This window comes from Kitasatospora sp. NPDC058046 (genome assembly GCF_042885595.1).
GTDB lineage: Bacteria > Actinomycetota > Actinomycetes > Streptomycetales > Streptomycetaceae > Kitasatospora.
Genome location: NZ_JBHVRS010000010.1, coordinates 66,288 through 90,455, shown reverse-complemented (window position 1 = coordinate 90,455; position 24,168 = coordinate 66,288). Strand labels below are relative to the sequence as shown.

The window sequence follows — 24,168 nt, the reverse complement described above, 5'->3', positions numbered from 1 at the left end:
CCGGGGCACGCAGCTCAGGGCACCCGCCTCAGGCTGGGGGCACACGCCTATGGGACGACGGTGACCGGCCAGCGGCCGGCCTTGACCAGCCGGACCGCCACCGAACCGATCACCTTGTGCCCGGCCTGCTCGGAGACGCCGACCACCACGGCGTCGGCGCGCAGCTCGTCCGCGAGCTTGGCGAGGCCGGTGTACGGGTCGCCGCGCATGGTCAGGAAGCGCCACTCCACCTTCCACACCTCGCGCACCCGGTGCTCGGCCTCGCGCAGGGCGGCCAGCAGCTCCTCGGCGATCTCCTGGGTGGTCTCCTCCACCGCGGCCCCGGCCAGGGCGGTCGCGGCGCCGAGGATCGGCTGGACGTACGCCACCGCGAGGACGGCGCCCTGCCGGCGGGCCAGTCCGGCGGCGTAGGCGGTGGCGCGCCAGGAGGAGTCGGAGCCGTCCAGGCCGGCCAGCACCACGCTGGGGCCGTCGGTGCCCAGCTCGAAGCCCGCGGGCGCGGCCGCGGCCTCGTGCTCCTCGGCGCCGATCGGCACCCCCGCCGCGGCGGCCCGTCCCGCACCGGCGTCGGCCGCCCCTCCCGCACCGGCGGCCGCCTCTCCCGCGTCCGCCGTGTCCGCTGCATCGCTGTCGTTGCTCATGGGGCCGAGGCTATGCCCGCCACCGGGAGTGACGGCAGGGGGCACTCCGGGTGAGGGCTGTGGCGCGGGCCACCCGGGCGGGCGGCCGCGGCGGCGGAACCGGCACCGGCGGCTGGCCGACCGTCACACGCTGTCGACCGTGTGGGCGGCCTCACACCGGTTCCGGAGCGGGTTCGGAGTGGCGCGGGCCACTTCCCGGGGCTTTTTGATCTTGGAAATGGTGGCAAATCGGGCGAAATCGCCATATTTCCTTGATCCTTACGCGCGGTAACACCCCTCTGACGTGGCTAAACCTTCGGATCCTTGAAACCGCCCCGTCCACCCCCGTAACTTCGAACCCGTTGCACCGAGCGATCCGCTCCGGCCGGGCCAACCGCCCCCGGGCAGAACGGTGCAGGACCACGCGAGTGACGTGTCCCCGAAACCGACGGCCTTCCGAGGGCCTGGTTCCGCGCGCTCGCAGACCCCTCCGAAAGGAACTCCATGACCTTCCGTAACGAGACCGCCGCTGCCACCACCACTGCCACCCCGAAGCGCCGCAACCGCGTCCGGATGGCTCTGATGGCCGGGGCGATCACCGCCCTGCCCGTGGCCGGCCTCGTCACGGCCACCAGCGCCTCCGCCGCGCCGGCCACGGTCTGGGACAAGGTCGCCGCCTGCGAGGCGACCGGCAACTGGGCCATCAACTCCGGCAACGGCTTCTACGGCGGCCTGCAGTTCACCCAGAGCACCTGGGCCGCCTTCGGTGGCACCTCCTACGCCGCGCAGGCCCACCAGGCCACCAAGGACCAGCAGATCGCCATCGGCGAGAAGGTCCTCGCCGCCCAGGGCCCCGGCGCCTGGCCGGTCTGCTCCGTCAAGGCCGGTCTGGGCAAGTAGGACCGCAGGCCACGAGGCCGCCGCACCCCGCCCGGGGTACGGCGGCCTCGTCGCGTTCCCGGCCGGAGCCCCGGCTCCCGACCCCTCGGCTCCCGGCCCCTCGGCCCCCGGATCCCGGATCCCGGCCACCCCGGTGGAACGGGCCGGTCAGGACGGCCGGGGCGGGAGTGGCAGCGGAACGGCCGGCAGCCCGTCGATGCTGCTGCCGACCAGCGGCTTGCGCTCGCAGTAGGCGCCGAACTCCTCCTCGTCCTTCCGGTCGAAGTACTGGGCGTGCAGGTCGCGGTCGGCCCGGTAGTCCATGAACGGCACCGCGTACCCGCAGGAGTCGCTGACCCGCTCCGCCCGGACCAGCACGATCGCCCGCAGCCCGGAGCCGTCGGCGGACGGGTCGAAGTGGCCGAGCAGTTCGGCGAACCGCGGGTCGTCCCGGAACACCGGCTCCCCGCGCCCGTGCACCCGCACCACGGTCGGCGGGCCCTCGAAGGCGCACCACATCAGGGTGATCCGGCCGTTCTCCCGCAGATGGGCGACGGTCTCGGCCTGCGAGCCGCCGAAATCCAGGTAGGCGAGGGTGAGTTCGTCGATCACCGCGAGCGTCCCTGACCGGCCCTTGGGCGAGAGGTTGACGTGCCCGTCGGCGGCCAGCGGGGCGGTGGCCACGAAGTAGACCGGCTGGCGCTCGATGAACCGGCGCAGCCGACCGTCGATGGCTTCGTACTGCTTTCCCATGCCCGCCAGTCTGCCCCCATCTCGGCTGGCAAGAAACCGGATTCCGCTTCCTGAGACGCCCCGCACCGCCCGGGCCCTCCCGGGGGCCGGGCGGTGCCGCCTACGATGGCCCGTGCGCGTGTCACCCGCCGGACCGAGCTGGGGAGTTGCGATGATCCGGAACACCCCTCCCGGGACGGTCCTCGGCGCGCCGGCCGCGCCGCTGCGCGGGTACGTGCTCGGCTACCGGGGCTACCGGCTGGCGCTGCGGCAGCCGCTCCGACGGCTGGAGGTGCCGACGGACGTGGTCACCGTGGCGCTCGCCTTCGAGGGCACCATGAGCCTCACCGACGCCGTCTCCCCCGCGGCCGCCGCCTCCTTCGGCTCGGTCGCGGCCGGGCTGCGCCGCACCGCGACGGTCGCCGAACACGCGGGCGCGCTGCACGGGTTGGCCGTCTCGCTCACCCCGCAGGGCGCGTTCCGGGCGTTCGGGCCGCTGGCCGGCGAGCTCGGCGGGCACTGGGCCGAGGCCGGGGACGTCCTGGGCCCGCGGCTGCGGGCGCTGACCGACCGGCTGGCCCACGCGCCGAACTGGCCGGCCCGGTTCGCCATGCTGGACGGGTACTTCGGCGCGCTGTTCGCGTACGGGCCGGACTGGGACCCGTCCGTGCACTGGGTGTGGCGGCAACTGCGGCACTCGCACGGGCTGGTGCCGATCGGCACCCTGGTCGAGGGCACCGGGTGGAGCCGCCGCCGACTGGAGCTGCGCTTCCGCGAGCACCTCGGGCTGGCCCCCAAGCAGGCGGCCGGCATCCTCCGGCTCCAGCGCACCCTCAACGCCCTGACCGCGCACGAGGACCACCCCTCCGGGGATCACCGCTCCGGGCACCGGCCCACCGGCGCCGACCTGGCCACGCGCTGCGGCTACTACGACCAGTCCCACCTCGACCGGACCTTCCGCGCCATGGTCGGCTGCTCGCCGCGCGCGTTCCTGGCCGCCCGGCGCACCGCCGCCGCCCTGCCCGGGCCCGCCGAGCGGGTCACCGACCGGGTCAGCGGGCGGGTGACCAGCACCGTCCTGGACCCAGGGGGTTCCGGGAGCTGAGGAGTGCGCATTCGTACAAGACGCACCGCTGCCCCGCCCGGCACGCTCGAAGGGCCCGGCCGGTACGGGGGGCCGGCCGGTCACCGGAGCGGGCGGGGCGGGGCAGGGCAGGGCGGAAACGGGGCGGGGCGAGGCGGGCCGGGCGGGGTGTCAGCCGGTCAGTGCTTCAGGTACACGCTGTCCATGAACTCGATGATCTGCTGATCGGTCAGCCGCTGGCCTTCGCGGTGGCCCATCGCCAGGTCGGCCTCGCTGATCATGCCCACCAGCCGGTCCCCGTCGATCACCGGGATGCGCCGGATCTGGTGCTGCTCCATCTTGCGCAGCACCGTCTCCATGCTGTCCTCGGCGCGTACGCAGTGCAGGTGGCCGCCCAGTTCGATGGCCGTCATCGTGGCCGGGTCCTTGCCCTCCGCGATACATCGCAGCACGATGTCGCGGTCGGTGATGATGCCCTTGAGCTTCTGGTCGTCGCCGCAGATCGGCAGCGCGCCCACGTGCTTGTCGCGCATCATCCGCGCGGCCTCGGCGAGCGTCTGGTGGGCGCCGATGCACTGGGCACCGGTGTGCATGATGTCTCGGGCTTTGGTCACGGGGACTCCTTCGTCGGTGGTTCCCCCCGCCGGATCCCCCCGCGTCCCCCCGGCGGTGCTCCCGGGCTCCCGCCGTCGGGGCGGAAGGGGGCTGTGACCGCGCCCTCACCATAAGCAACCCCGCCTCCGCCCGCGACCCCGCGCAGCCGGAGCAGGCGAGTCCGCGCGACCTTCGAGGCGGGGCCCGGGGCGCGGCCGCAGAGTGGAGGAGAGCACGACCGGCCCGGCCACCGGCCCGGCCACCCGCACCTCCCGAGGAGTGAGCGAGCCATGGACACCACCGAGACCCCCGCCCCGCAGGTCTGGCCCAACCTGCGCGCCACCGACGCCCGGGCCCTGATCCGCTTCCTGGTCGACGCCTTCGGCTTCCAGGAGGTCGTCGCCTACGGCGAGGGCGACTTCGTCGCGCACGCCGAACTCGCCTGGCCCGAGGGCGGCGGCGTGATGCTCGGCTCCGACCGTCCGACACCCGAGGACGCCGAACCGTGGCCGGGCCGGCCGGGCGGCTTCACCGCGTACGTGGTCACCGCCGACCCGGACGGCGTGCACGCCCGCGCGGTGGCCGCCGGGGCCCGGATCATCACCGGGCTGTACGAGACCGACTACGGCTCGCGCGACTTCGCCGCCGCCGACCCGGAGGGCAACCGCTGGTACTTCGGCACCTACCCGGGCGCGCCCCGGCCGGCCGGCCGCCCACGGGGGTGAGGCGGTCCGCGGCCACGGACGGCCCGGAGCGGCGGCGCCGAGGCGGTGGCCGCCGGACCGGGGCAGACTGACAGCGGGGGCCACCCCACCGGAGGCATCGAAGGCACCGGAGGCATCGGAGGCGGACCGTGCCGCAGATGACGGTGGACGGGCACACCCTCGCCCTCTCCCACCTCGACAAGGTGTACTACCCGCGCACCGGCACCCCCAAGGGCGAGGTGCTGCGCTACTACGCCGCCGTGCACGCCGCGCTGCTCCCGCACCTGCGCGACCGCCCGGTCTCCTTCCTCCGCTGCCCGGACGGCGTCGAGGCGGAGGTGTTCGTCGCCAAGAACCCGCCGCCCGGCACCCCGGACTGGGTGCGCACGGTCAACGTGCCGAGCAACACCGGCGAGCTGCGCCAGGTGGTACTGGAGAGCGGCGCGGCGCTGCTGGCGGTCGCCAACCTGGGTTGCCTGGAACTGCACGTCCCGCAGTGGCACGCGGCCCGACCCGCCCTCGCCGACCGGCTGGTGCTGGACCTGGACCCCGGCGAGGGCGCCGACGTGCTCACCTGCCGCACGGTCGCGCTGCTGCTGCGCGAGCGGCTCGCGGCGGACGGCCTGGCGGCCTGGGTGAAGACCTCCGGCTCCAAGGGCCTGCACCTGCTGGTCCCGATCGAGCCCGCGCCGAGCGCCCGGGTCTCCGGGTACGCGAAGGCGCTGGCCGCCGCCCTGGAGGCCGAGCACCCGGAGCTGGTGGTGCACACCATGGCCAAGGCCCGCCGCCGGGGCCGGGTGCTGGTCGACTGGTCGCAGAACAACGCCAAGAAGACCACCGCCGCGCCGTACACCCTGCGGGCTAGGCCGCTGCCGACCGTCTCCACCCCGCTGGCCTGGGCGGAGCTGGAACGGGCCGCCGACGAGCGGGACCTGGTCTTCACCCTCGCCGAGGTGCCCGACCGGCTGGCCGCCCACGGCGACCTGCTCGCCCCGCTGCTGGACCCGGAGCGGGCCCGGCCGCTGCCCGGCGCACCGGCGGCGCCACCGCCGACGGGGTCACCACCGACCAGGCGGGCGGAAGGAGCGCGGCCGGCCCAGGTGCTGCACCCGCCCGTCGAGGTGATGCGCCCGGCCGCCGTGGCCGCCGTCCCGCCCGCCGACGGCCTGGGCGGCGGGGGCGTGCAGTACGAGCTGAAGCTGGACGGCTTCCGCTGCGTCGCCTTCGCCCGGGGCGGGCGGCCCGCGTACCTCCAGTCCCGCGGCGGCCGCGACCTCGCCGCCGAGTTCCCGCCGATCGCCGTCGCCGTCGCCCGGCTGCCGGAGGGCCTGGTGCTGGACGCCGAGCTGGTCGCCTGGCGCGACGGCCGGTTCGCCTTCGGCGAGCTGCTGCGCACCCGCCGGGCCCGCGCCGCCGCCACCGGGGTCGCGCTCGGCCTGATCGCCTTCGACCTGCTGGCGCTGCCCGGCCGCGACGTACGGGCCCTTCCGCTCACCGACCGCCGCCGGCTGCTGCTCGCCGCCCTCGCCGACGTCCCGCCGCCGATCCGGCCGGTCATGGCCACCACCGACCGGGCGGAGGCGCTGGAGTGGACGGAGCGGCTCGCCGACACCGGGGTGGAGGGGCTGGTCTGCAAGGCCGCGGCGGCCCCGTACCGCCCGCGCGGCGCGGGCCGGGTCTGGGTCAAGTACCGCCGCGGCGACACCCTCGACGCCACCGTCCGCGCCGTCACCGGCCCGGCCGCCCACCCGCACGCGCTGATCCTCCAGCTGGACGACGGCCGGGTGTTCCTGACCACCCCGAGGCTCACCCCGGTCCAGTCCCGCGAGGTCGCCGAACTCGCCCGCCCCCTGCTCGGCCCGCCCGCCACCGACCCGGACCACGGCCCGGTCCACCCGCTGACCGCCCCGCTCCGCGCCGAGTTCACCCTCACCGGCCGCCCGCCGTCCGCCACCTTCCTCCGCCTCCGCGGCGACTGACCCCGCCCTCGCTCCCCTTGCTCACCGCCTCCGTTTCGCCGCCGCGTGGGCGAACTCCGTCACGAAGGCGTCGTCGAACAGCGGCAGGTCGCCCGGCTTGCGGCTGGTGACGAGCGGGCCGGGGCCGTCGTGGCAGACGTGGACCGGCTCGTCCACCCAGTGGGCGCCGGCGTTGACCAGGTCGGTGCGCAGGCTGGGCCAGGAGGTGAGGGTGCGGCCGCGGACGGCGTCGGCCTCGATGAGCGTCCAGGCCGCGTGGCAGATCGCCGCGACCGGACGGCCGGCGGCGCAGTAGGCGTGCACGAAGGCGACCGCCGGGCGGTCCAGGCGCAGCCGGTCGGGGTTGGCGACGCCGCCGGGGAGGACCAGCCCGTCGTAGGCCGCCGGGTCGGCCTCGGCGACCAGGGCGTCCACGGCGAAGGTGTCGCCCTCGGCGTGGTGCCGGACGGTGCGGACCCGGCCCTCGGCGGTGGACAGCAGCCGCGGGGTGCCGCCGGACTCGGCGACGGCCTGCCAGGGGTCGGTCAGTTCGACCTGTTCGGCCCCGTACGGCGCGACCAGGAGGGCGATCACGCGTCCGGTGAGCGTCGTGGACGGCCAGCCCATGGCGTGGTCGCTCAGCGCGGGTGCGGGGCGGTCAGGTCGACGGCCGCGGGCGGGGCGGAGCTGAGCCTGGCGCGCGGGCAGTCGAGGTGGACGGCGCGGTCGAGGTGGTCGAGCCGGGCGACCAGCCCGGCCGGGACGAGCACCCGGGTGCCGGGCACCCAGGGTTCGGCGTCGACCAGCAGGTGGTCCCCGGCGTCCTGTTCGACCCGGCCGACCGGGCCGTCGGTGGCAAGCACCTCGTACCCGACCAGCGTGAGGTCGGCGGCGGGATGGGAGCCCGGGCGGTACTCCCACAGGTCGGTGGTCATGGTGTCACGCCTCCGGACGGTCCCAGGGCCGCCGTTCGCGGCGCTCCCGGCGTTCCCGGGCCTCCGCCGGGTCCACCGCTTCGGTGCGGCCGCGGCCGGCGCGGCGGCGGCGCAGCAGCTCGGAGGCGGCGAACGCGGCCGCCACGGTGGCCGCCCAGACCACGCCGAGCGCGACCAGTACGGCGGTGGCCGGGGTCCGCAGGCCCACACCGAGGCAGATCATCGTCATCACCAGGGCGGTCAGCACGACCCCCGCCGAGAACCTGCGCCCGATGCCGCGGAGCACGCCCCGGACCCGGCTCGGCGGCTCGGCACCCATGGTGCTCAGCTTCCGGTCGAGCCGTGTGTCCTGGCGCAGATCGGACTCGATCTCCTCGAGGAGCCGCCGCTCCCATCCGCTCAACGCGGGTCCGTCCATCTCGGTCACCTCCGACACTTCGGGTGACGTGCTCGCACCCGGGCGGTTGCCCGGTACGGGCTCGCGCTAACCGTTCCGGGCACCGCCTGTTCCGGCGCCGACGGGCCCGAACGCCCGGGGGCGGGCGAGCAGGCTGTCGTCCAGGACGCTCAACAGGGCGGCGGCGTCGCGGTGGACCTCGGCCGCGCCCGCCGCCCGCAGCTCGGGGCCGGTGTCCCGGCCGGCCGCCAGGGCGACGCACGGCACCCCGGCCCGCCGCGCCGCCCGGACCTCGCGCACGCTCCCGGCGACGGCCACGGCGTGCGAGGGCCTGCCGTCCACCAGGTCCAGCGCGGCCCGCACCGGGTCGCCCCCGGGGTCGGCCACGGCCAGGGCCGGAGCCCCGGCCGGCCCGGGGCCGGTCAGCACGACCGTCCAGCCCCGTACCGCGCACTCGCGCAGCAACTCGGCACCGCCCGGCAGCGCGGGCTGCCACCAGTCGGTACCGAAGAGAGCCGCCGAGACCACCGTCATGACCACCGCTTCCGTTCGCGGGCGACGCACCGAACGCTCTCCTCCAGGTTAGGTCGCTCCCCCGCCGCGCGCGCAGCCTGCACCCCGTGGATCCGCGACGGGGGGCCGTGGCAAGGAGCCACGGCGGGGCGCCGCGCGGCCGTCGGTTCGCGCCGCCCGGGCCGCCGCTCCGCGCGTGCGCCGTCGCTCCGGAGCGCGGGCCGGGGCCGGGGCGGGGGCGGCGGCCGCGCGCCGGGGCCCGTCGTGCGGTGCGGTCCGCGAAAAGCCGCTGGTCCGGGGCTGCCCGCAGGCCCTAGGGTGTCGCCCCGTCACATTGGTCCAGTCCAGGAGTCCGTCCCCGATGCCTTCGCCCGCGCTGTACCGCTCGCCCAGACCCAGCTCCACCGCCGCCACCGTCCTGCTCGCCGTGTGCGGCACCGCGACCCTCGCCTCGCTCGCCGCGGGCTTCCGCCTGTACGGGGAGGCGGGGGAGTTCGCCGCCGACTCCGACCTGGCCGACGAGTCCGCGCTGACGGACGCGGCCCTGCTCTACGACAACGTCAGCCTGGTCCAGACGCTCACCCTGCTGGCCTCGGCGGTCGCCTTCGTCACCTGGTTCCACCGGGTGCGGGTGAACGCGGAGGTCTTCGACCCGAGCGGGCACCGGTTCAAGCGCGGCTGGGCGATCGGCGGCTGGTTCACCCCCGTGGTCGCCCTCTGGTTCCCGTTCCGGATCACGGTCGACACCTGGAAGGCCAGCGCCCGGCCGGACGCCTCCGGGGTGCGCCTGCCGCACCCCCAGCCGCTGGTCAACCTCTGGTGGGCCACCTTCTGGCTGGCCAACGCGACCGGCCGGTTCGGCGCCAACTACCTGAACTCGGCGAAGTACCCGGACGACTACCAGACCGCCCTCGGCTGGCTGCTGGCCTCCGACGTGCTGGAGGTGGTCGCCGCCGTCTTCGCCGTCCTGGTCGTCCAGCGGCTGACGGCCATGCAGGAGGAGCGCTTCGCCGAGTCCACCGCCCACGCGTACGCGGTCCGCGGCGGGACTGTCCGGGGCTGAGCCGTTCCGCCGGCCGCGGGCCCGCGGGCGGGCGCTCAGTCCGTGAACGGGTCCGAGGCCAGCCGGGCGTGCAGGTGCTCGTCCGTGTAGACGCCCCCGCCGTAGGTGTAGGAGGCGCGCAGGGTGCCCTCGTACGGGAAGGCGGCCCGCTCGGCGACCCGGCAGGAGGCCTCGTTGCCGACGGCGTGGTAGAGCTCGATCCGGCGGGCGCCGGCGTGCTCCACCGCCCAGCGGGTGACGGCGGTGGTGGCCCGGGTGGCCAGGCCCCGGCCGCGGGCCGCGGCGAGCAGCCAGTAGCCGACCATGGCCACGCCGTCGTCCCGGTTGCTCCACCCCAGGTAGGCGTTGCCGCAGAGGCTGCCGTCGGCGGCGTCGATCACGGCGAAGGAGGCCGCGCTGCCGTCGGCCCAGCCTGCCTCGCAGCGCTCCAGGTAGGCCTGCGGGTCGACCGGGCCGGTGGCGCTGAGCGGGTTCCAGCGGGCGACGGCAGGGTCCGCCGCGGCGGCGAGCAGGGCGGGCACGATTCCGCCGGACACGTCGAGGCCGGGCCCCCACGGGCGCAGCACGGCGTCGCCGAGGTCGAGGACGGTGGGGCGGAACAGCCGCTGGGCGGTGCCGGGATCGCTGATGGTCATCCCGTCTTCCTATCCCCCGCTCCCCCGGGCCCGCCAGCGAATATTCCGGCCTCCGGGCCCGTACGCCCGCTCCGCCCTGGTGGACGGAGCGGGCGGGCGGACCGGGCGGGCGGACGGGGCGCGGTCAGATCCGGGCCAGGTAGCCGTTCTCCACCAGCCAGAGCACGTTCAGCTTGGCCGGGCCGCCGGGCAGCAGGGTGGCGTCGAGCTGGTACTGGAGGCCCCAGCCGGGCTGGTTGAACCAGGGAGCGATCGGGCCGGCGTGCACCGTGAAGGCCTTGACCACCTTGTAGTCGTGGTAGTTGCAGGCGGCCGGCGGGGTGCCGTCCAGGCTCTGCGGCGGGAGCGCGCGGCTGGCGTAGGGCAGGCCCTCGGGGGCGAGGTAGGCGCCGTACTCGCTGCCGTAGCGGTCGATGTTCTGGTTCGGGTAGAGGGTGAGGTCGAACTCGATCGGGCTGCCGTCGGGCAGGGTGACGTAGCCGTCGGCCGGCGGGTATATCCAGCCGCCCTTGCCGCCGTTGCCGGCCGGGTCGTAGTACTTGGCCAGGAAGTCCTGCTCGCCCGCGCCGCCGGTGCGCTGGTAGCCGACGAGCTGGCGGCCGACCGGCCCGGCGGTCGGGAGGTCGGCCGGGCCGAGGCGGGCGTCGTCGTGGCGGAAGGCGGCGGAGCACTGGTCGGCGGGCGTGGCCGCCGGGGCCGCGACGGCGGCGGGGACGGTCACGGCGGTGAGGGCGGCGGCCGCGGCGAGCGGCGCGACGAGCAGGCGAAGGCGAAGGCGCACGGTGTCTCCGTCGAACGGGTCATCGGTCGAAAAAGGAGCCACGGAGGAGCGTTGTGCTCACCCTCCGTGGCTGGTTCGACACCAGGCAATCGGATCATCTGATCATTCGTCAACATGATCCGTGCGACTGCGCGTTCGACTCGGCGGATTCGGCCAAAGCCGGGACACCGGGACCGCCCGTCCGCGAGGATGAGCGGTCCGGCGCGCCCGGGTCACTTCCCCGGGGCGACCCGCCCGAGCAGGTGGAGCAGCCGGTCGAGGGCGTCCTTGGAGTTCGGCTCGGTCAGGTTGGCCATCAGCCGGAACGCCGCCTTCAGCAGCGCCGGGTGGCCGAGCCCGGCCGCCCCGGCCGCGCCGCGCAGCTTCGGGCGGCCCAGCATGTCGGCGGCCAGGCGACCGAGCGCGAAGTAGCCCGCGTAGGCGGAGCGCAGCGCCTGCGGGTAGGCGCGCAGGGCGAGTTCGCGACCGCGGTCGGTGCGGCGGGCGAGGGCCTGGACGATGGTCTCGGCGGCGTAGCGGCCGGACTCCATCGCGTAGGCGATGCCCTCGCCGGTGCCCGGGCTGACCGTCCCGCCCGCGTCGCCGATCAGCAGCAGACCGTCGGCGTAGTGGGGCGCGCGGTTGAGGCCCATCGGCAGGGCGGCACCGCGGATCGGCTCGGTGACCGCGTCGGGGGTGTAGCCGTAATCCGGGGGCAGGCCGTCGCACCAGCGCCGCAGCACCTCGCGCCAGTCCGCCTCGGTCCCGGCGGTGTCGAGGACCCCGAGGCCGACGTTGGCGGTGCCGTCGCCCATGCCGAACACCCAGGCGTAGCCGGGCAACTGGCGCCGGGCCCGGTCGTCGGGGTCGCGCAGGTCGAGCCAGACCTCCAGGTAGCGGTCGTCGTGGCGCGGGGTGGTGAAGTACGTCCGGTAGGCGACGCCCATCGCGCGGTCGGTGCGGCGGTAGCGCCGCATCGCCACCGACAGCCGGGTGGAGTTGCCGTCGGCGGCGACCACGACCGGGGCCCGGTAGGCGACCGGCCGGCGCTCCTCTCCCAGCTTGGCGGTGACGCCGGTGATCCGGCCGGTCCGCTCGTCCAGCGTCGGGCCCGTCACATTGGCGCGTTCGACCACCCGGGCTCCGAGCGAGGCGGCCTTGCGGGCGAGCAGTTCGTCGAAGTCGGCGCGGCGCCGGACCAGTCCGTACCCGGGGTAGGCGGAGAGCTCGGGCCAGTCGAACTCCACCGAGCGGTGCCCGGAGATCAGCCGCAGGCCCCGGTTGTGCAGCCAGCCGGCCTCCTCGGAGACGTCGATGCCGAGGTCGGTCAACTGCTTGACGGCGCGCGGGGTGAGGCCGTCCCCGCAGACCTTCTCGCGCGGGAAGGCGGACTTCTCCAGCAGCAGGACGTCCAGTCCGGTCCGGGCGAGGTGGGCGGCGGCGGTGGAGCCGGCCGGTCCGGCGCCGACCACGATGACGTCGGCGCTCCCCCCGTCCTGGACGGCCTCCCCGCCACTGACGGTCTCCTCGGGCCGGACGGTCTGCTCTGGGCCGGGCATCGCACTCTCCCACGGGTCGGATCGGCTGTCCGCGCGACGGAGTCCTCGGACTGGGCGGTTCCGGACGGACGATAGAGAACCCCGGCGCCCGCCCGCCGCCCCGACACGCAGGCCGCCCCGCGAACCGGCCAATACCGGCCACCCCTGCCGTACGGGTCCACCCGCCACGCCGGGGCCCGGACGCAACCGAGCCCCCGGCCCGCGAGCAGCAGCGGGACCAGGGGCTCTCCGTCGTTCCGCGGCGCGGACCCCTCGGGGGGATCAACGGCGGTCGCGCCGGGTTCGACGAGGGCCCCGACCACGGGGGCGGACCGGGGCCCTCATCCGGTACCACGGCCGGCACCGCCTCCCGGGTTCACCACCAGTCCCACTGGTCTCACTAGTCCCACTGACACCACCGGCACCACCCGATCCGGCCCCGGGAACGGCGGAAGCCCCTGACCGCACGGGGGAACGTGGCAGGGGCTTCCACTGTCGACTACGGCCGGCGGGCCCTCACGGGTTCAGCGCCAGCACCACGTACCCCGCCAGCACCGCCAGGTGCACCGCGCCCTGCAGCGGGGTCGCCCGGCGCGGGATGACGGTGAGGGTGAGCAGCACGATGGTCAGGCTCAGCAGCACCATGTGCGCCGGGTCGAGGCCGAGGACGAGCGGGCCGGACAGCCAGGTGGAGGCGATCGCGACCGCCGGGATGGTCAGGCCGATGCTGGCGAGCGCCGAGCCGAGGGCGAGGTTGAGGCTGGTCTGCACCCGGTTGCGGACGGCCGCGCGCAGCGCCGCGATGGTCTCCGGCAGCAGCACCATCATGGCGATCACGACGCCGACCACGGCGTGCGGCAGCCCGGCGTCGTCCACCGCCTTCTCGATGGTCGGCGACACGCCCTTGGCCAGGCCCACCACCGCCACCAGGGCGACGGCGAGCAGCAGCAGGCTGATCCCGGCGGCCCGGAGGGTGGGCGGGGAGGCATGCTCCTCCTCGGCCAGCACCCGGCCCTCGGGGGTGACGGGCAGGAAGTAGTCGCGGTGCCGGACGGTCTGGGTGGCCACGAACAGGCCGTAGACCACCAGCGAGGCGGTGGCCGCGAAGGTGAGCTGGGTGGTCGAGAACTGGGGGCCGGGCGAGCTGGTGGTGAAGGTCGGCAGCACCAGACTGAGGGTCGCGAGGGTGGCGATGCAGGCCAGCGCGGCGCCGGTGCCCTCGGCGTTGAAGACGGCGGTCCGGTACTTGACGGCGGCGACCAGGATGGACAGTCCGAGGATGCCGTTGCAGGTGATCATCACGGCGGCGAAGACGGTGTCCCGGGCCAGGGTGGAGGACTTGTCCCCGCCGTCGGCCATCAGCGTCACGATCAGCGCGACCTCGATCACGGTGACCGCCACGGCGAGGACCAGTGACCCGAAGGGCTCCCCCGACCAGTGCGCGATCACCTCCGCGTGGTGCACGGCCGACAGCACGGCGCCCACCAGGAAGCAGGCGACCACCGCCACCACCCAGCCGGGGAGTTCCTTGTGCCAGGTCAGGGCGAGGACGAGGAACGACACCACCGGGACGACGACGGTCCATTGCGCGAGAGCCGCGCGGAGCTTCGTGATCATGCCGCCGAGGATCCCAGACCGGAGGCCCGTCACCCGGGTGCCCGCGCCGGATACATAGGGATGTGGCATAACTCATCCCAATTCGGCAGTCACCCACCGTAGCCATGAAGGTACTGAAGCACTTTGTCGACATGTTGCCGAAGCCGTTCCGGGACGCCCCCGGCGGTCGCCACGGTCTTGTCGCTGGTCCGGTAGGCCGCCGCGACCAGGGCGGGCAGGTCGTGGGTGAAGCCGTGGCGCTTTATCTGCTGGTCGAGCCAGCAGGCGTAGTTGCCCATCGCGGCGATCGCGTCGCCCGGGTCCCAGTACGACTTCGGACCGGCATGGGTGGCGGCCTTGCCCCAGGCCTCGAAGACGGAGGGCGTCCACAGGGCGATGCCGTACTCGCCGGTCTCCGGGCGGGCGGCCTTCGGGTCGAAGCCGCTCTCGGCCTTCAGCATGGCGGCCAGCAGCACCGGGGTGACCTCCGGCTCGGGGCAGCGCCGCGCCGCGGTCTCGATCATGCCCCGATAGGCCACCGGGACGTCCGATCCGGCCGGGATCGCGCCGGGCGGCGGGGGCGCCGCGCGCTCAGCCGCGCCCGGACCGCCGGACTCCGGGCCACCGGCCAGGACGAGGACGGCGAGCCCGCAGGCGAGCAGGCCCGCGCCGGACCGGACGGCGGCCTGGACGGCGACCCGGACAGCGGCCCGACGGCCCCGACCCGGAGCGGCCGCGGCCCGGGCGACCAGGGCCGCCAGCCCGGCCGGCCCGGTCCGGGTCCGCTCCTCCCGCCCGGGGGCGAGGCAGGCGGCGACCACCGGCCGCCAGCGCACCGGCAGCGCCTCGTCCAGCCGCAGCGGCGCGGCGCCCCGCGCGTACGCCTGGGCGGCCAGCGAGCGGGCCCGGCTGGTGGCGCCGAGGAAGGGGTGCAGGCCGCCGGTGAGCACCTGGTGGGCGATCACCCCGAAGGCCCAGACGTCGGCGCTGGGGCGCAGCGCGATGCCGCGGGCGCCGGTGCGCTCGGACCACCACTCGGGCGGGACGTGGTCGGGCGAGCCCAGCGGCGGGGCGTAGGCGTGGGTGCCCTCCAGCTCGGCGGTGAGGCCGAAGTCGGCGATCTTCGCGGTGCCGTCGGGCATCAGCAGGACATTGGCCGGTTTCAGGTCCCCGTGCACCCAGCCGACCCGGTGCATGTGGCTCAGCCCGGCGCAGACCTCGGCCAGGATCCGCTCGGCGCCGGGCACCGCGGCACCGGGGCGGGCCTCGCCCAGCAGGTCCTGGAGGCTACCGGCGGCGCGTTCCATCACCAGGGCGACGGCACCGTCGAGCGCCGGGTGGTCCGGGTCCTCGACGGTGGCCACGGCGAGGGTCCGGATCAGGTGGGGGTGGTCGGCGCGGCGGCTGAAGCGCTGTTCGCTGCGGGCCATCCGGGCCACGGTCCGGCGCTGACCGGGGGCGAACCGGGCCGCGCCGAGGATCTTGACGGCGGCCTGGCTCCCGTCGGGGCCCTTGGCGGCGTACACGCTGCCCCAGGCACCCGCGCCGAGGAAGGCGCCGAGGCGGTAGCCGGCGATCGGGTAGCCCTCCGGGACCGCGAAGGACGGGCCCCCGGACGGCCCGCGGTCGGAACCCGGCTCGGGCTCGGGGTCGGAACCCGGCTCCGGCCCGGGCTCGGACCGCGGCGACGGCTCCGGCTCCGGCTCGGACCGCGGCGACGGCTCGGACGGGGCGCCGGGCGTCACGGCCGGGCGACCGCGCGCCGGGGCGGGAGCAGGGCCAGGTGCTCCTCCCGGACGAGGTCGAACTTCAGCGCCAGCGCCACCAGTTCCTCGCGCTTGCCGCCGGCCGGCCCTTCCTCGTACGGCTCGCGCAGCCGCAGCTTGGTCTCCACCAGGTAGTCGATGTGGTAGTTGACCGCCGAGCGGCTCAGCCCGCGGCAGCCGGGCAGGGCGCGCAGCCGGGCGAGCACCTCGGTCACCCCGGGGACGGCGGCGGCGGAGGGCGAGCGCAGCCGGGGCTCGCAGAGCGCGAGCAGGACCAGGAAGTACTTGGCGGTCGGGTCCAGGGCGAACGGGCTGACGGTGTGCTCGCCGTCGGCGCCGTCGGGCCGCCCGTCGAGGTAGGCGTGCTGCGGGGCGAAGACCTTGAAGGCCGCGGGCTCGCCGAGCGCGGGCAGCAGCACCCGGGAGAGTTCGAACGGGACGGGGGCGCCGAGCCGGCCGGGCGCGACCTTGACGTGCTCCCCCGCACCCTCCAGGTTCTCCACCACGTAGGTGGCCGAGGTGCTGAAGTTGGACAGCCGCCAGTAGTCCTCGGCCGCGACCACCTCCCCCGCCCGGCGGGAGACGCCCTGGTCGGGCAGTGGGATGGGGACCGGTCGGCCGGGCTCCCCGCGCCCGAACACCGCGGTCTCGCCCGGGCCCATCCGCAGCAGGCCGGGGGCCCCACCGGGCCTCATCCCGGGCCCGGGGCCGGGCAGTTGGACGATGACCGTGTCCACGCGGCACCTCCGTGGGATCGGGTCGATACCTCCGTGGGATGGGGTCGATGGTATCCGTCCTATTCGCCCCGGGGGCAAACCCGCCACCCGGACGGGTGAGGAACCGCCCTTTTCCACCCATGAACTGATCATCCGTCAGGACTGGAGTTGTCCGTGCGCTGAACAGATGAGGAATGGTTGCAGGATGTAGTTGAACGGTCACCATGAGTGTGACGCAACGCACACACAACACGTTCACGATGTGTGCAAGACTCATCTCAAGGAGTGAGATTCCCTTAATTTCCAAGGAGGTTCGTATCATGCGCGCTCGGATCGCAGCTGTGGTGATGGCGGCGGCAGGGATCGCCGGCCTGACGGCGGCCCCGGCCATAGCGGCCACCGCGACGTCCGACACCGACACCGCGCTCTGCGCCACGGTGCTCAACCAGCCCTGCATCTCGCACCAGGCCGACGGCGCCGGCATCGTCGGCGTCGCCCAGGTCAGCGCGGACCCGGGCCAGTTGACGCTGGTTCGGGTCGAGGTCCGCACCCAGGCCGCCTGGGGCAGCCCCTGGGAGGCGGTCGCCTCCGCGACCACCGTCCGGTTCGGCTCCGCCAAGGCGGTCACCCCGCGGGTGACCGCCGGCGCCCCCCGCATGATCTGCGCGACCGCCGGCCCCGCGCTGGACGTCGCCAAGCAGGTCACCACCTGTACCCGCCCGTTCTGATCGCGGGGCCGCCGAGGCGCCGCACCCGCCACCCCCACGCCGTCCGTACGACCGGGCAGCCGTCCGGACGACCAGGGGGCGGGAAGCAGTAGAGGACACCACCACCGGGGCCGGCCGCCGGGACATCCCGTCCCGACGACCGGCCCCGGCCATGCCGATCGGGCGGCAGCCGTCCCGATCAGGCAGAAGAGGCGGCGGCGGAGATCATCCGGAACGCGGACCCGGGTGGACCTGGGGCACCCCTTCACGGCAAACTGGTCTAGACCTTGGAGGTCTAGACCTCAGCCTCGCCTCAGAACGGTGGACCCAGTATGGAAATCGTGATCGTCCCTGACGCCCGTGCGGCCGGCGAACTCATCGCCGCGGCGATCACCGATCTGCTGACCGACAAGCCCGACGCCCTGCTCGGCGTGGCCACCGGCTCGACCCCGCTGCCGATCTACCAGGCCCTGGCCGAGCGGGTCCGCGACGGCCGACTGGACGCCGCCGAGGCGCGCATCTGCCAGCTGGACGAGTACGTCGGTCTGCCCGCCGGCCACCCGGAGTCCTACCGCTCGGTGGTGCTGCGCGAGGTCGTGGAGCCGCTCGGCCTGACCGAGGACTCCTTCCTGGGCCCGGACGGCAACGCCTCCGACATCGCCGCGGCCGCCACCGCCTACGACCGCGCGCTGGCCGAGGCCGGCGGCGTCGACCTCCAGCTGCTCGGCATCGGCACGGACGGCCACATCGGCTTCAACGAGCCCTGCTCCTCGCTCTCCTCCCGGACCCGGATCAAGACCCTGACCCGGCAGACCCGCGAGGACAACGCCCGCTTCTTCGACAGCCTCGACGAGGTCCCGCACCACGTCATCACCCAGGGCATCGGCACCATCCTGGAGGCCCGCCACCTGGTCCTGCTCGCCACCGGCGAGGCCAAGGCCGAGGCCGTCGCGCTCGCCGTCGAGGGCCCGCTCTCCGCGGTCGTCCCCGCCTCGGCGCTGCAGCTGCACCCGCACGCCACCGTCGTGGTGGACGAGGCGGCCGCCTCCCGCCTCAAGCTCGCCGACTACTTCCGCGACACCTACGCGGCCAAGCCGGCCTGGCAGAAGCTCTGAGCGCTCCCGGGCAGCGGCCTTGACGGCCGGGGCGCCGGCCACCGACTCCCCTCGGTGGCCGGCGCCCCGGCCGTTTCGCCGTACGGAGACGCCGCTCAGTACCGCGAGCGCCGCTCAGCGTGGGGAGCACCGCTCAGTTCCGCGAGCACCGCTCAGCACGGGGAGCACCGCTCAGCACGGGAAGCGCCGCTCAGCGCTTGCGGAGCCAGTCGGCGAAGGCCGCCAGGCCCGGGCCCGGGTCGCGGCGGCCGAGGCCGATCCGGAACCGGTCGGCCGGGGTCGGGGTCAGCTCCGAGCGGAAGATCCCGGCGGGCAGCAGCAGCACGCCCGCCTGCTCGACCAGCGCGGTGCAGAACTCCTCCACGCCGTCCGGGCCCAGGTAGCGCGGGAAGGCGACGCAGCCGCCGTCCGGCGCGCGCCACTCGAAGAGGTCGGCGAACTCGGCGAAGAAGGCGTCGAACAGCGGCAGGTTCCCGGCGATGATCGCGCGGTTGCGGGCCAGGATGCGGTCGCGGGCGGTGATCGCGATCCGGGCCAGCACCTCGCTCGGCGCCGAGTTGCAGATCGTGGTGTAGTGCTTGGCCCGCTCCAGGCGCGAGCGCAGTTCCTGGTCCCGGCAGGCGATCCAGCCGATCCGCAGGCCGGGCAGGCCGAGCGACTTGGAGGTCACGTTGAGCGAGAGGGCCCGCTCGGAGAGGTCGGCGGCCTGCGGCAGGGCGCGGGCCGGGTCGCGCTCCAGACCGCGGTAGACCTCGTCCGAGAACAGCCGGATGCCGCGCTCGTCGCAGAGCTCGGCCAGCCGGACGAAGTCGGCGGTGTCGATCACCGTGCCGGTCGGGTTGTTCGGGAAGTTGACCGACAGCACCCTGGTGTTCGGCCGCAGCGCCGCCTCGACCGCGTCCAGGTCCAGCGCCCAGTCCCGCTCCGGGTCCAGCGCGACGCCGGTGACCTCGCAGAGCGAGAGCGGGACGGTCTCGGCGGACTGGTAGTTCGGGGTCAGCACCACCGCGTGGTCGCCCGGTTCGAGCAGGACCTACATGGCGAGGTTGAGCCCCTCCTGGGCGCCGCCGAAGCAGATCACGTCGTCCTCGCCGACCCGCTCGTACATCCCGGCGACGGCGCGGCGCAGCCCGGGGTCGCCGAAGGTCTCGGTGTAGCCGAGGGCCAGGGTGTCCCAGGCCTCGCGGTCCTCGGGGCCCGCCAGGGCGAGCAGCTCGGCCATCGTCATGGTCTGCGCGTCGGAGGCGGTGAGGTGGTGGCGGGCGGTGAACTCCCAGCGCGAGAAGTGGGTTTCGAGCCGGAAGTCGGGGAGCCGGGTCACTGGTGGTCCTCCTCGCCGGGGCCCGCGGGGTGCTGCTTGAGCTCGGCGAGCAGGCTGTAGGCGCTGGAGCGGGAGATCCGCAGCGCGGTGGCGACGACGGGGACGGCGCGCCGGACGGCGAACACCCCCGCCCGGTCGAGTTCGCCCAGGACGGCGAGCCGGTCCTCGCGGGTGAAGCGCTCCAGCGGGCGGCCCTGGGCGCGGACGTACCCGCCGACCACGTCGTTGATCCGCTCGGTCCAGTCGCGCTCGAAGAGCGGTTCGGGGCGCGGCGCGGTGGGGGCGGCGAAGCCGGCCAGCAGGGCGGCGGCCTGCTCCAGCGGGCCGCGGTCGAGGTTGACGCAGAGCACCGCGGTGGGCTTCCCGTCGTCGTCGCGCAGTACGGCGCTGACGGAGGAGAGCCGGCGTCCGTCGGGCAGCAGCTTCGCGTACGGGCCGTAGACGTCGGGGGCGGAGGGGTCGATCCCGTCGAGCTCGCCGAGCAGTGACGGGTCGCCGGGGGCCCGGGGGGTCATCGGGTTCCAGACGGCGAGGACCCGGTCGGTGGCGGTGTCGTGCAGCACGACCTCGGCGTACGGGCCGAGCAGCAGGGCCACCGCGCGGCAGACCGGGGACCAGGTCCGTACGCGGGGGTCGGGGTTTTCCGAGGACATGCCTGGACTGTACGTCCGGCTCGGACACTTGGTCCAGGGCTTTCACGCCCCGGGCCCCGCCGGAGGGTTCCGGCGGGGCCCGGGGCGGCTGCCCGTGCGCTACTTGCAGGTGATCAGCAGCCCGAGCACCGCGGAGCAGCTGCGGGTGGCCCGGCTGGTGGCGGGCGACGGGTCGGCGGGCGCCCCGGCGGTGCGCGCCACGGTGACGTCCCAGCTGCGGAGCAGGGTGAGCAGGCCGACGCCGACCGAGAAGTGCCGGGTGGTGCTCGCGCCCTTGGCCAGCGGCGCGGTCAGCGCGCAGTTCAGCTTCCCGGCGGCGACGGTGCAGTCACCGGAGGTCGTGGTCAGCCCGGCGGGCAGGTCGGCGGCGACGGTGGCCGTGGTCACCGGGTCGGGGCCCTGGCCGGTGAGGGTGACGGTGTAGTCGACCCGGCTGGAGAGCAGCCCGGTGACCGGGGTCGCGGTGAGCGCGACGCCCAGGTGGGCGGCGGGGGCGGTGTAGGTGAAGCGGTCGGCGGCGACGGCCGCGCTGGTGCCGCCGGGCCCGGTGACCCGCACGTCCACGGCTCCGGCGACGGTGGTGGCGGGGGCGGTCGCGGTGCAGCTGGTCTTCGTGCAGCTGAACGAGGTGGCGGCGCCGGCCGCGCCGAAGGTCACGGCGGTGGCGCCGGCCAGGTCGGTGCCGGTGATGGTCACCGCGGTGCCGCCCGTCCCGGAGCCGCCGTTCGGGCTGATCGCGGTCACGTCCGGCACCGGCAGCGGGAAGGTCACCACGTCGACGGCGCTGCCGGTGAAGTCGGCGAGGTAGCCGTGCCGCCCGTCGGCGGTCAGGGCCAGGCTGTACGGGCTGGCGCCCACCGGGACGGTCGCGGTGACCGTCCGGCTCGCGGTGTCCACCACGCTCAGGGTGTTGTCGGCGTAGTTGGAGACGTAGGCCGCCGTGCCGTCCGGGGAGACGGTCACCGCGTAGGGGCCGGAGCCGACGGCGACGGTGCCGAGGACCGTACCGGCCGCGGTGTCGATCACGGCGGCGGTGCCGTCGTCGCCGTCGGCGGTCCACAGCCGGGTGCCGTCCGGGCTGAGCGCGAGGCCGAAGACGCCGTGGCCGACCGGGACGGTGCCGCTCACCGTGCCGCTCGCGGTGTCGACCACGGTGACGGCCTTGGCGCCGGACGCGGCGACGTACAGCCGGGTGCCGTCCGGGGAGACGGCCAGGCCGTGCGGCTCGGCGCCGACCGGCACGGTCGCGGTCACGGTGTCGGACGACGTGTCCAGCACGCTGACGGTGTTGGCGGCGGCGTTGCTCACGTAGGCGCGGGAGCCGTTCGGCGCGAGGGCGAGGCCCCAGGGCTGGGCGCCGACCGGGACGGTCGCGGTGACGGCGTCGGTCGCGGTGTCCACGACGCTGACGGTGTTGTCCAGGTGGTGGGTCAGGTAGGCCCGGTGCCCGTCGGGCGACACGGCCACGGCGTACGAGCCGGACCCGGCGGTGAAGCCGCCGGACACGGTGTTGCTCGCGGTGTCGAGCACGCTGACGGCGCCGCTGCTCTGGCTGGTCACATAGGCGTGGCCGCCGTCCGGCGTCAGCGCGACGCCCGCCGGGTACGGCGCCACCGCCAGGTGCGCGGCGACGGCCGGCGGCGGTGTGACGGCCTCGGCGGTCGCGGGCAGCGACAGCAGTGCGGCCGTGGTCGCGGATATCGCGGCCACGGCCGTCCGGGTACGACGGGGTGTGCGGGGTGTTCTCACGGGTCTCTCCAGCTGCTCGGCACGGACGAACGTGTGGTGGTGCTGTGGTGGGTTCGGAGCCGGGGGAAGCGTAGAAGCCGCCCTGACTTTCCGTCAGGGAGTGACTACTAATGTCGCCAAATGTTCAGATCCGATCGCCGCGCGAGGGTGCGCGGACCCGCCACGGCCCCGACCGGGCCGAGGGCTCCGGATCGACGTGACCGGGGTCTCGATCGACGTCGTGCAGAAAATTGGAGTTGCGGAGTCGTATTCGATAGCGTTCCGAACGTGAGGCTGACCAAGAGCACCGACATCGCCCTGCGGATCGCCATGCGACTGGCCGTCCTGGGCGAGGGCGACAACCCGACCACCCGCGAGGTGGCCGCGTCCGTCGGCGTGCCGTACACCCACGCGGCGAAGGTGGTCAGCCGGCTGCAGCACCTGGGGGTGGTGGAGGCCCGGCGCGGTCGCGGCGGCGGGCTGATGCTCACCTTCGCCGGGCGGACCGGTTCGCTCGGACTGCTGCTGCGGGAGCTGGAGGGGGTCGGCGACGTGGTCGGCTGCGAGGACGACCCGCCCTGCCCGCTGCGGGCCGCGTGCCGGCTGCGCGGAGCACTGCGGGGCGCCCAGGAGGCGTTCTTCGCCGCGCTCGACCACCTCTCCATCGACGACCTGGTGGCCTCCCCCACCGGGCCGGTCCTGCTCAGCCTCACCGCGAGACCCGCCGACACCGCCTGACCCACCGGCGTCACCGGCACCGCCGGACCCACCGAGACCGCCGGACCCACCGGCCGATCGGCCCACCGGGGCTGCGCGCCTCTTTCACAGCCTTTAATGCGAATCTCAAATACCAGTTAGGAGCCCGACTGATGCTGTCCGCGAAGTCCACCGAGGTCATCGAGGCCACCCTGCCCGTCGTGGGCGCCGCCATCGGCGACATCACCCCGCGCTTCTACGACCGGCTGTTCGCCGCGCACCCGGAGCTGCTGCGCGACCTCTTCAACCGGGGCAACCAGGCCAACGGCACCCAGCGCGAGGCGCTGGCCGGCTCGATAGCCGCCTTCGCCACCGCCCTGATCGCCGACCCGGACCAGCGGCCGGACGCGATGCTCGCCCGCATCGCCCACAAGCACGTCTCCGTCGGCATCGACAGCAGCCAGTACAAGATCGTCCACGAGCACCTGTTCGCCGCCATCGTGGAGGTGCTCGGCGAGGCCGTCACCCCCGAGGTCGCCGCCGCCTGGGACGAGGTCTACTGGCTGATGGCCAACGCGCTGATCGCCCTCGAGGACCGGCTGCGCGCCGAGGCCGCCGCCGGCGGCGACCCGGCCGACCTGTGGCGCCCCTACACCGTGATCGCCCGCCACCAGGAGACCAAGGCCGTCACCAGCTACCTGGTCCGCCCCGCCGACGGCCGCCCCGTCCCGGCCTTCCGCCCCGGCCAGTACGTCTCGGTGCGCACCGAACTGGCCGACGGCGCCCGGCAGATCCGCCAGTACAGCCTCTCCGGCGGCGCCGACGGCGCGCTGCGCTTCAGCGTCAAGCGCGAGGACGGCGGCGAGGTCTCCGGCCACCTGCACGACCACCTGAAGGCCGGCGACCCCGTCGAACTGGCGCCCCCGCTGGGCGACATCGCCCTGGCCGACGGCGACGGCCCGGTGCTGCTCGCCTCCGCCGGCATCGGCAACACCCCGATGACCGCCATGCTCGACCACCTCGCCACCACCGGCTCCACCCGGCGGATCGTCTCCGTCCACGGCGACCGCGACCAGCTGAGCCACGCCTTCCGGGCCGAACTGGCACGGCTCACCGCCGACCTGCCGAACGCGGACTCGCACGTCTTCTACGAGCGGCCGCTCGGCGAGTGGCCGGCCGAGCGCACCGGCCTGGTGGACCTCTCCACCGTCGAGGTCCCGGCCGGCACCACCGCCTACCTCTGCGGGCCGCTCCCCTTCCTGCGCGCCGTCCGCGAGCAGCTGCTGACCGCGGGCGTCCCGGCGGCGGACATCCACTACGAGGTGTTCGGGCCGGACCTCTGGCTCGGCGCCTGAGGCCGTGAGGCCGTGAGGCCGTGAGGCCGTGAGGCCGTGAGGCCGTGAGGCCGTGAGGCCGTGAGGCCGTGAGGCCGTGAGGCCGTGAGGCCGTGAGGCCGTG

26 protein-coding genes and 1 pseudogene are annotated in these 24,168 nt (G+C 74.9%); 10 read left to right on the top strand and 17 right to left on the bottom strand.

The genetic code is table 11. From position 1 onward, the window contains the following. Positions 1–47: 47 nt before the first annotated feature. Complete coding sequence (locus ACFVU7_RS21385) at positions 48–641, bottom strand: universal stress protein (RefSeq protein WP_375873738.1); 594 nt, start codon at positions 639–641, stop codon at positions 48–50. Positions 642–1,124: 483 nt separating this feature from the next. Here ACFVU7_RS21385 and ACFVU7_RS21380 point away from each other — a divergent pair, with 483 nt between their 5' ends. Next, complete coding sequence (locus ACFVU7_RS21380) at positions 1,125–1,520, top strand: transglycosylase family protein (protein WP_063780366.1); 396 nt, start codon at positions 1,125–1,127, stop codon at positions 1,518–1,520. Between the two features lie 147 nt (positions 1,521–1,667). Here ACFVU7_RS21380 and ACFVU7_RS21375 read toward each other — a convergent pair whose 3' ends face one another. Further along, positions 1,668–2,252: a pyridoxamine 5'-phosphate oxidase family protein gene (locus ACFVU7_RS21375; RefSeq protein WP_049658863.1), complete on the bottom strand. Its 585-nt coding sequence runs from the start codon at positions 2,250–2,252 to the stop codon at positions 1,668–1,670. A 151-nt stretch (positions 2,253–2,403) separates the two neighbouring features. Between ACFVU7_RS21375 and ACFVU7_RS21370 the strand changes: the two genes are divergently transcribed. Continuing rightward, positions 2,404–3,336 (top strand): helix-turn-helix domain-containing protein, encoded by a 933-nt coding sequence (locus ACFVU7_RS21370; protein ID WP_388046456.1) that lies wholly within the window; start codon positions 2,404–2,406, stop codon positions 3,334–3,336. A gap of 158 nt (positions 3,337–3,494) precedes the next feature. Here the strand turns inward: ACFVU7_RS21370 and ACFVU7_RS21365 are convergent, their stop codons facing one another. Further along, positions 3,495–3,929, bottom strand: coding sequence for a CBS domain-containing protein (locus ACFVU7_RS21365; protein ID WP_234348648.1), 435 nt, complete (start codon positions 3,927–3,929; stop codon positions 3,495–3,497). A gap of 270 nt (positions 3,930–4,199) precedes the next feature. Here ACFVU7_RS21365 and ACFVU7_RS21360 point away from each other — a divergent pair, with 270 nt between their 5' ends. The 3 genes and pseudogenes from ACFVU7_RS21360 (at position 4,200) to ACFVU7_RS21350 (ending at position 6,592) form a co-directional block, all read left to right on the top strand. After that, positions 4,200–4,634 carry a VOC family protein gene (locus ACFVU7_RS21360; protein WP_388046455.1) on the top strand — a complete coding sequence of 145 codons (435 nt, stop codon included), beginning with the start codon at positions 4,200–4,202 and terminating at the stop codon, positions 4,632–4,634. Positions 4,635–4,771: 137 nt separating this feature from the next. After that, positions 4,772–5,641, top strand: a pseudogene (gene ligD / locus ACFVU7_RS21355) (non-homologous end-joining DNA ligase); the annotation flags it as partial. A gap of 96 nt (positions 5,642–5,737) precedes the next feature. Continuing rightward, a complete protein-coding gene (locus ACFVU7_RS21350; protein WP_388046647.1) occupies positions 5,738–6,592 on the top strand; it encodes a DNA ligase in 855 nt (284 codons plus the stop codon). 21 nt (positions 6,593–6,613) lie between these two features. On the opposite strand, the gene ACFVU7_RS21345 is transcribed toward ACFVU7_RS21350, so the two are convergent. The 4 genes from ACFVU7_RS21345 to ACFVU7_RS21330 form a co-directional block, all read right to left on the bottom strand. Then, positions 6,614–7,198: a type 1 glutamine amidotransferase domain-containing protein gene (locus tag ACFVU7_RS21345; protein ID WP_388046453.1), complete on the bottom strand. Its 585-nt coding sequence runs from the start codon at positions 7,196–7,198 to the stop codon at positions 6,614–6,616. An 11-nt stretch (positions 7,199–7,209) separates the two neighbouring features. After that, a complete protein-coding gene (locus ACFVU7_RS21340; protein WP_049660555.1) occupies positions 7,210–7,506 on the bottom strand; it encodes a hypothetical protein in 297 nt (98 codons plus the stop codon). A gap of 4 nt (positions 7,507–7,510) precedes the next feature. After that, a complete protein-coding gene (locus tag ACFVU7_RS21335; protein ID WP_375873734.1) occupies positions 7,511–7,924 on the bottom strand; it encodes a hypothetical protein in 414 nt (137 codons plus the stop codon). A gap of 66 nt (positions 7,925–7,990) precedes the next feature. After that, positions 7,991–8,467: a hypothetical protein gene (locus ACFVU7_RS21330; protein WP_143204671.1), complete on the bottom strand. Its 477-nt coding sequence runs from the start codon at positions 8,465–8,467 to the stop codon at positions 7,991–7,993. A 310-nt stretch (positions 8,468–8,777) separates the two neighbouring features. Between ACFVU7_RS21330 and ACFVU7_RS21325 the strand changes: the two genes are divergently transcribed. Then, positions 8,778–9,479, top strand: a complete 702-nt coding sequence (locus ACFVU7_RS21325; protein ID WP_388046452.1) for a DUF4328 domain-containing protein — start codon at positions 8,778–8,780, stop codon at positions 9,477–9,479. A 35-nt stretch (positions 9,480–9,514) separates the two neighbouring features. On the opposite strand, the gene ACFVU7_RS21320 is transcribed toward ACFVU7_RS21325, so the two are convergent. From ACFVU7_RS21320 to ACFVU7_RS21295, 6 genes are all read right to left on the bottom strand, one after another. Further along, entirely contained in the window at positions 9,515–10,114 is a 600-nt protein-coding gene (locus tag ACFVU7_RS21320; protein ID WP_053112412.1) for a GNAT family N-acetyltransferase, read from the bottom strand. 124 nt (positions 10,115–10,238) lie between these two features. Continuing rightward, positions 10,239–10,895, bottom strand: coding sequence for a TNT domain-containing protein (locus ACFVU7_RS21315; RefSeq protein ID WP_074004920.1), 657 nt, complete (start codon positions 10,893–10,895; stop codon positions 10,239–10,241). Between the two features lie 212 nt (positions 10,896–11,107). Beyond that, positions 11,108–12,433, bottom strand: coding sequence for a geranylgeranyl reductase family protein (locus ACFVU7_RS21310; protein ID WP_388046450.1), 1,326 nt, complete (start codon positions 12,431–12,433; stop codon positions 11,108–11,110). Between the two features lie 495 nt (positions 12,434–12,928). Further along, positions 12,929–14,029: a calcium:proton antiporter gene (locus ACFVU7_RS21305; RefSeq protein WP_074004922.1), complete on the bottom strand. Its 1,101-nt coding sequence runs from the start codon at positions 14,027–14,029 to the stop codon at positions 12,929–12,931. An 89-nt stretch (positions 14,030–14,118) separates the two neighbouring features. Beyond that, on the bottom strand, positions 14,119–15,753 hold the full coding sequence (locus ACFVU7_RS21300; RefSeq protein ID WP_388046448.1) for a protein kinase: 1,635 nt from the start codon (positions 15,751–15,753) through the stop codon (positions 14,119–14,121). Further along, on the bottom strand, positions 15,750–16,511 hold the full coding sequence (locus tag ACFVU7_RS21295) for a serine/threonine protein kinase (RefSeq protein ID WP_388046446.1): 762 nt from the start codon (positions 16,509–16,511) through the stop codon (positions 15,750–15,752). Before ACFVU7_RS21295 ends, ACFVU7_RS21300 begins: the two co-directional genes overlap by 4 nt. Before the next feature lie 299 nt (positions 16,512–16,810). Between ACFVU7_RS21295 and ACFVU7_RS21290 the strand changes: the two genes are divergently transcribed. Continuing rightward, entirely contained in the window at positions 16,811–17,218 is a 408-nt protein-coding gene (locus tag ACFVU7_RS21290; RefSeq protein WP_143204672.1) for a hypothetical protein, read from the top strand. Positions 17,219–17,529: 311 nt separating this feature from the next. Further along, entirely contained in the window at positions 17,530–18,312 is a 783-nt protein-coding gene (gene nagB / locus ACFVU7_RS21285) for a glucosamine-6-phosphate deaminase (RefSeq protein WP_049652442.1), read from the top strand. A gap of 190 nt (positions 18,313–18,502) precedes the next feature. Here nagB and ACFVU7_RS21280 read toward each other — a convergent pair whose 3' ends face one another. The 4 genes from ACFVU7_RS21280 to ACFVU7_RS21265 form a co-directional block, all read right to left on the bottom strand. Then, entirely contained in the window at positions 18,503–19,342 is an 840-nt protein-coding gene (locus ACFVU7_RS21280; RefSeq protein ID WP_387826667.1) for an aminotransferase class I/II-fold pyridoxal phosphate-dependent enzyme, read from the bottom strand. A 3-nt stretch (positions 19,343–19,345) separates the two neighbouring features. Further along, complete coding sequence (locus ACFVU7_RS21275) at positions 19,346–19,633, bottom strand: hypothetical protein (protein WP_387826292.1); 288 nt, start codon at positions 19,631–19,633, stop codon at positions 19,346–19,348. Continuing rightward, positions 19,630–20,286 carry a transcriptional regulator gene (locus ACFVU7_RS21270; RefSeq protein ID WP_049652446.1) on the bottom strand — a complete coding sequence of 219 codons (657 nt, stop codon included), beginning with the start codon at positions 20,284–20,286 and terminating at the stop codon, positions 19,630–19,632. Before ACFVU7_RS21270 ends, ACFVU7_RS21275 begins: the two co-directional genes overlap by 4 nt. Before the next feature lie 99 nt (positions 20,287–20,385). Beyond that, the gene (locus ACFVU7_RS21265; RefSeq protein WP_380775836.1) at positions 20,386–21,996 is read right to left on the bottom strand and encodes a beta-propeller fold lactonase family protein; all 1,611 of its coding nucleotides are present in this window, start codon (positions 21,994–21,996) and stop codon (positions 20,386–20,388) included. A 306-nt stretch (positions 21,997–22,302) separates the two neighbouring features. On the opposite strand from ACFVU7_RS21265, the gene ACFVU7_RS21260 reads away from it, so the two are divergent. Then, positions 22,303–22,752 carry an Rrf2 family transcriptional regulator gene (locus tag ACFVU7_RS21260; RefSeq protein WP_049652449.1) on the top strand — a complete coding sequence of 150 codons (450 nt, stop codon included), beginning with the start codon at positions 22,303–22,305 and terminating at the stop codon, positions 22,750–22,752. Between the two features lie 131 nt (positions 22,753–22,883). Beyond that, positions 22,884–24,065 carry a globin domain-containing protein gene (locus ACFVU7_RS21255; protein ID WP_387826287.1) on the top strand — a complete coding sequence of 394 codons (1,182 nt, stop codon included), beginning with the start codon at positions 22,884–22,886 and terminating at the stop codon, positions 24,063–24,065. Positions 24,066–24,168 lie beyond the last annotated feature (103 nt).

Bases quoted from the DNA above. Each gene is read 5' to 3' on its own strand.
- ACFVU7_RS21385 (WP_375873738.1), bottom strand. From the start codon at position 641: ATGAGCAACGACAGCGATGCAGCGGACACGGCGGACGCGGGAGAGGCG.
- ACFVU7_RS21305 (WP_074004922.1), bottom strand. From the start codon at position 14,029: ATGATCACGAAGCTCCGCGCGGCTCTCGCGCAATGGACCGTCGTCGTC.
- ACFVU7_RS21270 (WP_049652446.1), bottom strand. From the start codon at position 20,286: ATGTCCTCGGAAAACCCCGACCCCCGCGTACGGACCTGGTCCCCGGTC.
- ACFVU7_RS21325 (WP_388046452.1), top strand. From the start codon at position 8,778: ATGCCTTCGCCCGCGCTGTACCGCTCGCCCAGACCCAGCTCCACCGCC.
- ACFVU7_RS21310 (WP_388046450.1), bottom strand. From the start codon at position 12,433: ATGCCCGGCCCAGAGCAGACCGTCCGGCCCGAGGAGACCGTCAGTGGC.
- ACFVU7_RS21350 (WP_388046647.1), top strand. From the start codon at position 5,738: ATGCGCCCGGCCGCCGTGGCCGCCGTCCCGCCCGCCGACGGCCTGGGC.
- ACFVU7_RS21340 (WP_049660555.1), bottom strand. From the start codon at position 7,506: ATGACCACCGACCTGTGGGAGTACCGCCCGGGCTCCCATCCCGCCGCC.
- ACFVU7_RS21370 (WP_388046456.1), top strand. From the start codon at position 2,404: ATGATCCGGAACACCCCTCCCGGGACGGTCCTCGGCGCGCCGGCCGCG.
- ACFVU7_RS21290 (WP_143204672.1), top strand. From the start codon at position 16,811: ATGCGCGCTCGGATCGCAGCTGTGGTGATGGCGGCGGCAGGGATCGCC.
- ACFVU7_RS21345 (WP_388046453.1), bottom strand. From the start codon at position 7,198: ATGGGCTGGCCGTCCACGACGCTCACCGGACGCGTGATCGCCCTCCTG.
- ACFVU7_RS21255 (WP_387826287.1), top strand. From the start codon at position 22,884: ATGCTGTCCGCGAAGTCCACCGAGGTCATCGAGGCCACCCTGCCCGTC.
- ACFVU7_RS21335 (WP_375873734.1), bottom strand. From the start codon at position 7,924: ATGGACGGACCCGCGTTGAGCGGATGGGAGCGGCGGCTCCTCGAGGAG.
- ACFVU7_RS21375 (WP_049658863.1), bottom strand. From the start codon at position 2,252: ATGGGAAAGCAGTACGAAGCCATCGACGGTCGGCTGCGCCGGTTCATC.
- ACFVU7_RS21320 (WP_053112412.1), bottom strand. From the start codon at position 10,114: ATGACCATCAGCGATCCCGGCACCGCCCAGCGGCTGTTCCGCCCCACC.
- ACFVU7_RS21380 (WP_063780366.1), top strand. From the start codon at position 1,125: ATGACCTTCCGTAACGAGACCGCCGCTGCCACCACCACTGCCACCCCG.
- ACFVU7_RS21360 (WP_388046455.1), top strand. From the start codon at position 4,200: ATGGACACCACCGAGACCCCCGCCCCGCAGGTCTGGCCCAACCTGCGC.
- nagB (WP_049652442.1), top strand. From the start codon at position 17,530: ATGGAAATCGTGATCGTCCCTGACGCCCGTGCGGCCGGCGAACTCATC.